Origin of the sequence: Halovivax sp. (assembly GCA_007119345.1) — an archaeon.
Classification (GTDB): Archaea; Halobacteriota; Halobacteria; order Halobacteriales; family Natrialbaceae; genus Halovivax.
On the sequence record SKPV01000239.1, the window covers coordinates 40941 to 48767 of the forward strand.

The 7827-nt window shown below is 64.3% G+C and carries 11 protein-coding genes and 1 tRNA gene; 6 read left to right on the forward strand and 6 right to left on the reverse strand.

Annotation, left to right across the window (positions count from 1 at the left end):
- From QZT59_RS16600 to QZT59_RS16610, 3 genes are all read left to right on the forward strand, one after another.
- Nucleotides 1-74, forward strand: a tRNA-Thr gene (locus QZT59_RS16600).
- Between the two features lie 364 nt (nucleotides 75-438).
- Nucleotides 439-1548 (forward strand): copper-containing nitrite reductase, encoded by a 1110-nt coding sequence (gene nirK / locus QZT59_RS16605; RefSeq protein ID WP_290818864.1) that lies wholly within the window; start codon nucleotides 439-441, stop codon nucleotides 1546-1548.
- Nucleotides 1549-1962: 414 nt separating this feature from the next.
- The gene (locus QZT59_RS16610) at nucleotides 1963-2157 is read left to right on the forward strand and encodes a hypothetical protein (RefSeq protein ID WP_290818866.1); all 195 of its coding nucleotides are present in this window, start codon (nucleotides 1963-1965) and stop codon (nucleotides 2155-2157) included.
- Between the two features lie 116 nt (nucleotides 2158-2273).
- On the opposite strand, the gene QZT59_RS16615 is transcribed toward QZT59_RS16610, so the two are convergent.
- Entirely contained in the window at nucleotides 2274-2693 is a 420-nt protein-coding gene (locus QZT59_RS16615) for a helix-turn-helix domain-containing protein (protein WP_290818868.1), read from the reverse strand.
- 154 nt (nucleotides 2694-2847) lie between these two features.
- On the opposite strand from QZT59_RS16615, the gene QZT59_RS16620 reads away from it, so the two are divergent.
- Entirely contained in the window at nucleotides 2848-3498 is a 651-nt protein-coding gene (locus QZT59_RS16620) for a helix-turn-helix domain-containing protein (protein WP_290818870.1), read from the forward strand.
- Between the two features lie 122 nt (nucleotides 3499-3620).
- The gene (locus QZT59_RS16625; RefSeq protein ID WP_290818872.1) at nucleotides 3621-4085 is read left to right on the forward strand and encodes a pyridoxamine 5'-phosphate oxidase family protein; all 465 of its coding nucleotides are present in this window, start codon (nucleotides 3621-3623) and stop codon (nucleotides 4083-4085) included.
- Between the two features lie 30 nt (nucleotides 4086-4115).
- Here the strand turns inward: QZT59_RS16625 and QZT59_RS16630 are convergent, their stop codons facing one another.
- Nucleotides 4116-4253: a zinc ribbon domain-containing protein gene (locus QZT59_RS16630; RefSeq protein ID WP_290818874.1), complete on the reverse strand. Its 138-nt coding sequence runs from the start codon at nucleotides 4251-4253 to the stop codon at nucleotides 4116-4118.
- A 489-nt stretch (nucleotides 4254-4742) separates the two neighbouring features.
- On the opposite strand from QZT59_RS16630, the gene QZT59_RS16635 reads away from it, so the two are divergent.
- Complete coding sequence (locus QZT59_RS16635; protein ID WP_290818876.1) at nucleotides 4743-5051, forward strand: HalOD1 output domain-containing protein; 309 nt, start codon at nucleotides 4743-4745, stop codon at nucleotides 5049-5051.
- A gap of 33 nt (nucleotides 5052-5084) precedes the next feature.
- Here QZT59_RS16635 and QZT59_RS16640 read toward each other — a convergent pair whose 3' ends face one another.
- The 4 genes from QZT59_RS16640 to QZT59_RS16655 all read right to left on the reverse strand — a co-directional run bounded on the left by QZT59_RS16640 (nucleotide 5085) and on the right by QZT59_RS16655 (nucleotide 7472).
- Complete coding sequence (locus tag QZT59_RS16640) at nucleotides 5085-5477, reverse strand: thioesterase family protein (protein WP_290818878.1); 393 nt, start codon at nucleotides 5475-5477, stop codon at nucleotides 5085-5087.
- 114 nt (nucleotides 5478-5591) lie between these two features.
- Nucleotides 5592-6353: a ribonuclease H-like domain-containing protein gene (locus tag QZT59_RS16645; protein WP_290818880.1), complete on the reverse strand. Its 762-nt coding sequence runs from the start codon at nucleotides 6351-6353 to the stop codon at nucleotides 5592-5594.
- Between the two features lie 122 nt (nucleotides 6354-6475).
- Complete coding sequence (locus QZT59_RS16650; protein ID WP_290818882.1) at nucleotides 6476-6604, reverse strand: hypothetical protein; 129 nt, start codon at nucleotides 6602-6604, stop codon at nucleotides 6476-6478.
- 202 nt (nucleotides 6605-6806) lie between these two features.
- Nucleotides 6807-7472, reverse strand: a complete 666-nt coding sequence (locus QZT59_RS16655) for a hypothetical protein (RefSeq protein ID WP_290818884.1) — start codon at nucleotides 7470-7472, stop codon at nucleotides 6807-6809.
- Nucleotides 7473-7827 lie beyond the last annotated feature (355 nt).

The window sequence follows — 7827 nt, forward strand, 5'->3', positions numbered from 1 at the left end:
GCCAGGGGAGCATGGGCGGTTCATGCACTCGACTTGTAATCGAGACTTCGTGGGTTCAAATCCCACCCCTGGCTTGCTGACGCGAACAATCCGTGAGCGTCAGCAATCGGACGTGGGATTTGAATCAGGGAGGAGCACCGCTCCGACCGTGGTTCACTATCCCACCCCTGGCTCTTCCCGCGACGAACGAACGAGAAGAGCAGAGCCGGCTGCAGTATTTGCACGGGACGATTTTCATCGAGCGAGAGGGCTTCTAGAGAGTCGTACCTTGGCAGGCCGGCGAAACGATAATCGTGTCGAGGTAGGTGTTGGCAGCCCCGGGGATCGAACGGGCGAATTGTAAACACTTGTTCACCAGAATCGAGTTTCGACTTCCCACCGTCCAGGAATCAACGAGTATGGTGAGTAGGTGTGTCTCCTATCAATGTACGTAAGACCATGACCCAGTACATCCAAAACCGACGCCGATTCCTCGCTATTGCGGGTACCACGGGCGCTGTCGCGGTCGCGGGCTGCCTCGGTTCGAACGGCGACGAGAACGGTACCGACACGGACGCGGGCGCCGACGAGGGCCTCCCGGCGGCGAAAACGCCCGACGTCGACACCATCGCGGCCGACCCGACCGACGTCCCCGACCCCGTCGACTGGGACGAACCGCGCACCCACGAGTGGCGCATTCAGACCGAGGAATACGTCGCGGAGATCGAACCCGGCGTCACCACTCGGTTCATGACCTTCGAGGGACAGATCCCCGGTCCGATGTACCGCTGCCGGGTCGGCGACACCGTCCGCCTCGAGTTCGACGTCCCCGAAGATCTCAACCAGGACGTCCACAACATCGACTTCCACGCGGTCTACGGCCCCGGCGGCGGCGCCGTCGACACCACGATCGCCCCCGGCGAGGACACCGAAGTCATCGAGTTCCAGACCACGTACCCCGGCGCCCACATCTACCACTGCGCGCCCGGCAACCACGACCAGCACATCTCCCTGGGGATGTTCGGCACCATCCTCGTCGAGCCCGAGGGCGGCCTCCCCGAAGTCGACAGAGAGTTCTACATCGGCCAGCACGAGCTCTACCTCAACGGCGACACCGGCGAGGAGGGCCACCACGAGTTCGACTTCGACGAGGCCGCCACCGAGGACCCCACCTACGTCCTCTTCAACGGCGAAGTCGGCCGCTTCACCGAGGACGGCGAGTACGGCCCGCTCCACGCCGAAGTCGGCGAGACCGTCCGGGTGTTCTGGTGCAACGGCGGCCCTAACCTGACCTCGGGTCCGCACCCGATCGGCAACGTCTGGACCGAGTGGTACCGCGACGGCGACGTCCTCTCGGAACCCGCCCAGTACATCGAGGGCACCGCCCAGGCCGCCGGCACCACCGCCTTCGGCACCATGGACATGGTGGTCCCGGGCCCGATCTTTCTGGTCGACCACGCCCTCTCGCGGGTCAACCGGAAGGGGCTGATGGCCACCATCAACGTCGAGGGCGAGCCCCAGCCGGACGTGTTCAACCCCGATCCCGACGGCGACGAAGACGAAGAATAGTCCGACAACTGGGTCGACGCAGCTCGATTTTTCCCCGTCGACGATCGCAGCCGGCCGATTACGATCGGTTCGTCGGGCGTCTTCCACGCTTCTCGGCAGACACCTCCTCGATTACCATCGGACTCGATAGCCGTCCGACTGGACCGACCGGTTTTCGGGCGCGAGCAGGATTCACTTCCGCAGCGCGTCCGAGGTTCCCAATCCGGCCGGTCGAGCGCGCTCCGATGATCACGTGGGATCCACCGACGGATCGACCGCCCGTCGATTTCGTCCGAACCACCCTCCCGGCGTTCGATCGCGATCGGTGGAGACGTCGGGCCGAAAACCCCGGTGTCGGTCCGCCGCCGACGAGAATCCGGAGGCAATGATATATAATCCTCTCGTGACAACGTCCGACAAATGCAGAAGTCGATCGTGGTCGCGCTCGCGGCGATATCGGTGGCGGCCTCCGTCGCATTGTTCGCCGCGATCGATCCGGCGTTTTACGACACCCGAGAGCGCGTCGTTATCACTGGTATCGGGGCGCTCGTGGCTTTCGCCGTACTGTACAGGGCCGTCAGCGGATTTCTCGGGATTCCGATCGACGGTCGGAACGGTGACCGGGCCTGACGACCCCATCGTACAGAGGAAAGCGATGGGAAGAGTCCACAGCGGGCGGAGCGACGGTAAGAAATCGATCGAACTGTAGAGTCGCCGTCGGTACGGTCCCATCGAAGCCGGTGAGTTCACTCGCTCGCGGGCCACCCGACGCCGGATTCCACCGGGCGATCGGACGGATCGCACAGCGCGACGCGGAGCACGATCCCGCGTTCGGGATCGATCGAGACGACGACGTCGTCGATCCGTCGAACGTACTCGCTGGTGTGCTTGCCGGACCGGCACAGTCGTAATCCGTCGGCGAGTACGCCCGCCGAGGTGAGTTGATCGAGCTTTCGATACGTCGTCGACAGCGGAACGTCGCACGCATCGGCGAGTTCGCCGGCCGAGAGCGGCTCTTCACCGGTTTCCCCGAGGATCGCTCGACAGTCGGGATCGTCGAGGACCTCGAGAACGCGCTGAACCTCCTCGTCGTCGACGATCGTCGCCCGATCTGGAGTTTCCGTGTACCGGTCGGAGCCGATGATAGCCGGCGTCTCGTTTCTCATACACGTTCACGAACGGGACGGGCGGCGGGGAAGGTGAACCACAGATATAGCGGGTAGTTTATATGGCCGGCCGAACGGGATCGCCCGATCGCATCCGGACGGACCGGGACGTGAGGACTAAAGGACGTGCGATCCCATGTCGACGTAGACACGCATGGCGTCAGGTATCCGAGCGACGATCCGGTTCGACGCCCCCGAGGACTGTCCGATCGCAGCGTTCTCGACGATCTCTACGGGGATCATCGACCAGGTGTCGACGAGCGTCGCGCTACCGGACGCGACGGGGAGCGTCACCGAATTCTTGACCGACGCGGACGAGGCACCCGACGGGGCGAACGCCGAGGCGATATTCTCCTACGGCGCGTCGAACCTGTATCGAACGACCCACGACGGCGAGGCGGACTGTCCGTGCGAGTGCGTGGGGAGCTTCGGGTGTCCGATCCACCGGTACGTCGCCGAGGACGGCGACCTGACGCTGGTTTTTCACGCGAACGATTTCGAGCAGCTCCAGGACGTGATGACCGCCCTCAGGGATCGGTTCCCGTCGGTCGACGTACAACGACTCCTGCACCCGCCGCTCGACGAGACGACCGAGGAGAGCGTGTTCGTCAACCGCGGAAAGCTCACCGACCGCCAGTACGAGGTCCTGCAAACGGCCTACGAGAGGGGATACTTCGAGAGGCCGAAAGGGGCGAACGCCACCGAGATCGCCGCCGAACTCGACATCGCTCAGTCGACGTTCACCGAGCATCTGGTGGCCGCCCAGCGAAAGATCCTGGGCGACGTCCTGGAGCGAGACGGCTGAATCTGGCGAAGGCGGTCGCCGAGGCGTTCCGAGCGGCGAGAAACCCGACAGAGCCGGTCAGCTCGCGACGGCATCCGACAGTGGGACTTAAGGTCGCCTGCGCGCTCACTGCGAACACGACAATGTCACTCGCCGAGGAAACCGAAATGACGTGTTCGGAGATCGACGACTTTCTCGGCCGGCACGAGACCGGCGTCCTGTCGCTCGCCCGCGAGGACGTGCCGTACGCGATCCCGATCTCCTACGGCTACGACGCGAACGAACGAACGATCTACGTGCGGCTGGTCTCGGCGCCCGAGAGCGAGAAACGACGGTTCCTCGCGTCCTCGCCGACGGCCAGGATCGTCGTCTACGAAGAGGCCGAGAAGGGATCGACCTACCGGAGCGTCGTGGCGAACGGAGCGCTCGAAGAGATTTCGCCGGACGAGCTGACCGTCCGTGACATCCAGCAGTACGGCGCCGCGAAGCGACCGCTGTTCGAAATCTGGGGGCGATCCAAGGAGAATCTCGACATCAATCTGTATCGCTTCGATCCGACGGAGCTGAGCGGCCGCCGAACCGAGATCGACCGCGAACCGGACGAGTGACGCGAATCGATTCGGCCTCGAAATCCCCGATCAGCAGCGCGCGAAGTGATCGGTATCCACGGCCGCCGAGCACACGGGACAGCCGTTCGCCAGGATCGCCTCGCGCATGGGACCGTTGATCTCGATCTCTTGGGCGCATTCGGGACAGACAAACTCGTACTCGCTCATTGATTACTCCGGTATCCCGTCTGTCCGCATTCGAGGTAACTACCCAAAGGTTGTGCCCCCCGATATGGTGGGTGGTTCACGAGGTGCGATCAAACGACGGGCCATCGATTCCGGCATCCGACCGGCGGATTATCTAACTATCGGTTCCGTGCGGGCCGTCCGGGTTCCCGGGTTGCTCGTACCGACCGCGGCCGTCCGCTCGGAAATCGGGTGACGCTGTCATCGACGACCCAGTGCTCGGCCGGACGCGAGAAACGATCGCTCGGCCGGACGCGAGAAACGATCGCTCGCTGAAACGCACTAACGATCGATCGGTCGGACGAATTCGGCTCGCAACCGAACAAAATGTGTGACATTCATGTGTCCTTCTCGAATCCCAACCCAATTATTACATCTATGGGCGGATTTGTGCCACAATAATTACGCAATTCTGGCGTATTTCGTTCGTTCCCGGAGGATTTATGATGAACCACGGGTTGGTTGCGGTCGATGCTGGTCTCAGTGGACAGCACAACGGGGGACGGGGAATCACTCAGCTTGGCCATCGTCGAGGCGGTCGCCGAACGGGAGGGTGTGGACGTCACGGAGATCGAGCCGCCCGAGTATCAATCGTTGTACGAGGTCTGCGACCCGGAAGCGCTCGACGTCCTGTTCTCACCTCGCGAGGGTGAAACCCGACGGAGCCCCGGCGAGATCAAGCTGCGATTTTGCGGGTACGACGTCGTCGTCACGAGCGACGGGGGCGTAACTGTCGACGGCGACGCGACGAGCGAGGGCGAAGAAACCGATAGCGCCTGAGCGAATCGCGACGGTCGGTCCGAGTCGGGTTCGTCAGTCGATCGACGTCGACAGTCGTTCGCGGACGTCCCTCGGGATCGACGCCGCGCGACCGGTTTCCCGGTCGACGAACACCTGAGTCGTCCGAGCCGTAGCCGCCAAATCGCCGTCCGCCCGGATCTCGTAGGCCATCGGCACGCTCGACTCGCCGAGTTCGGAGAGGGTTACCGAGACAACGACCTCGTCGCCGGCGTGGATCGGTCGCTCGTAGTCGATCGTTAGCGACGCGAGGACGGTGTCGAGATCGGCCAGGGACTCGCCGACGATTCGTTCGAAGAACGCCTCGCGTGCTTCCTCGAGGTACGTCGCGTAGACGGCGTTGTTGACGTGGCCCATGAAGTCGACGTCGCGCAACCGCACGTCGACATCGTACGCGAATTCGGTCATTAGCCCCGGTTCGAACGCCGGCGGGCTGAACGTTACGGTTCCGCGAGACATGTACGACTCGTCGAGACGTTCGTCACCGACCGTCGACGCACCGCGGCGATTCGGAGCGTCGAGCTATTCGGTGATCGGTCCGTCACAGACCGACTCGAAGACCTCGTCGTGAAGCCGATCGGTGACTTCGGTCGCCAGCCGTTCGAGGTTCACCGTGTCTGCACGGTTGTACCGGATCAACGTCTCGAGTGCCTCGTCGTCGCCGCGCTCGTACTCGTGCCAGAGCCTGACCGCGTCACGGCCGGTGATGTCGGGCGTGTCACGGTCGATATCGAGATCCCGCTCGATCCGCTTGAGACCGCCGGTGAGGCCGATCGTTCGACACGGGTACATGAGATCGAGGTGCGGAACGGTGAGCTCGAGATCGAATCGCGTCTCGAGGAACGGAACGTCGAACCGGCGTCCGTTGAACGTGACGAGCAATGAGGCCCCTTCGAGCGCGCCTGTGAGCGCGTCGACAGAGAGGTCGTCCTCGCGAACGAACGTCGTCGTCTCGCCCGCGCGGTGGACGCTCACGGTCGTCACCACGTCCCTGGACGCGTCGAGTCCCGTCGTTTCGATGTCGAGATAACACGCGTCGTCGGCCACGTTCTCGTAGAGGCGCCAGCGAGAGCCGCTCGGGAGCGTTTCGGCGAAGTACGCGTAGTCCCCGCGATCGATGCGCTCTCGACCGGTCTCGATGAAGCGCTCGATCCGGTCGGCGACCGCGGGACCGACGACGCGTCCGTCGAAGTCATCCCAGTGGGTCACGCCCTCGGCCCAGAGTCGTCGTTCGGTCGTCTCGCCGACTCCCCGGACGGGGATGAAGCTGTTCTCGATTCGCACGAGGTGACCTGGGGTGTCGATCCGATAAAAACGCTCGCATCCGGCGGGCCGGTCCCGCGAGTCCGCCACGCGAGTTCGCGGCGGTTCGGCGGTCTCGAGACGCCGTCACTCGGCGTTCGCCGTCACTCGCTGTTGTCGGAGAGAAACAGCGTTCGATCGATCGCCTCGACCGCCGCGCTCTGCCAGCGAGAGACGTCTTCGCCTTCGGCGCCGGGAATCTCGACCGCGACTCCGGCGTCCTCGACCGTCACGGACGCGTCGGCGTCGATCCGATCGGCGTAGCCCTCGAGCTGGTACCGCAGGAACCGCTTCGTCGAGTCGGTCGCCTAGAGGTCGGCCGCGTCGAACTCGTGGACGAGAACCGCGCCGTTCTCGTCCGCCTCGGCGCGCGTCGTGAGACCGTGTGGCGACCCGGTGAGTTGCCGGCTCCTCATCGTCGACGGCGTCGACGCCTCACAGGGAGATCCAGTCGGTGTCCGCGTCCCGATCGCGAAGGTGCCAGCGGTGTTCCGGGCCCTCGGAACCCGATCGGAGCTCGACGACCGCGTCGAACAGCGGTTCGAACAGGCGAGCCGCCTCCTCCTCGCGGTCGATCGGGAAGTGAAAGTGACCCATCCCCCGACTCCGACGGATTCGGGTCGTCATGACGTGGAGGAGGCGAAACACGTTCTCCGCGTCGTGGGACTGGACGAGATCCGAGACCGAGTCCACGCACACCCGAAGTTCCGACGGGGCGAGGTCGCTCTCCTCGTCGAACTCGTCGAGGGTCCCCACGAACTTCGCCCCGGTCACGCCCAACATCTCGGTCTCGATCACCGACCCGGTCGGATACGTTCGATCCGACCTGGCGGCGTCCCCGTCCCTCTGAACGATGAACCGCGTCTCGCCGTCCTCGCCACGTTCGGCGTGAGACGCGACCCGGCCGGGATCCGTGGCCACGACCAGTCGGAATCTCGCCTCGTTCGAGCCGTCGCCTAACAGTCGATTGCAGGCGGATCCGTGCGACCCGCACCCGGCCGCCCCCACGACCAGAATGTTACTCCCCCGTCGCTTCAGCGTCCCGAGCGCCTGCGCGAACGAAGCGCTCTCCGGAACACCGACCCCAGGCTCGCTGCGCATTCACTTCCCTGCACAGTTCCCCGTCAAATAAACATTGCGGCCGGCAGTTCATACAAACGGCCGATCCGCCGGTAATTTGTCCTGGCGACGCGTATCCTGTCCCCCTCGAGGGCTCCGTAGCCTACACGACGAGCGTTCCGTCGGAGCGAGCAGAACACGAATCGACAGCGACCGCTCGGCACGCCATCGCGGGACGAGATCGGCCACTTTTTCCTGTTCGCCGCGTAAGAGTCAGTATGAGCGACGACGATCTCGCCGAAGCGATCGCGGAGCTCGCCGAGGCGATCCGGGACCTACGGGACGAACTCGACGCCGAGCGACGCCGGCCGCGACCCGGGTTCCCCCGACCGCCCCA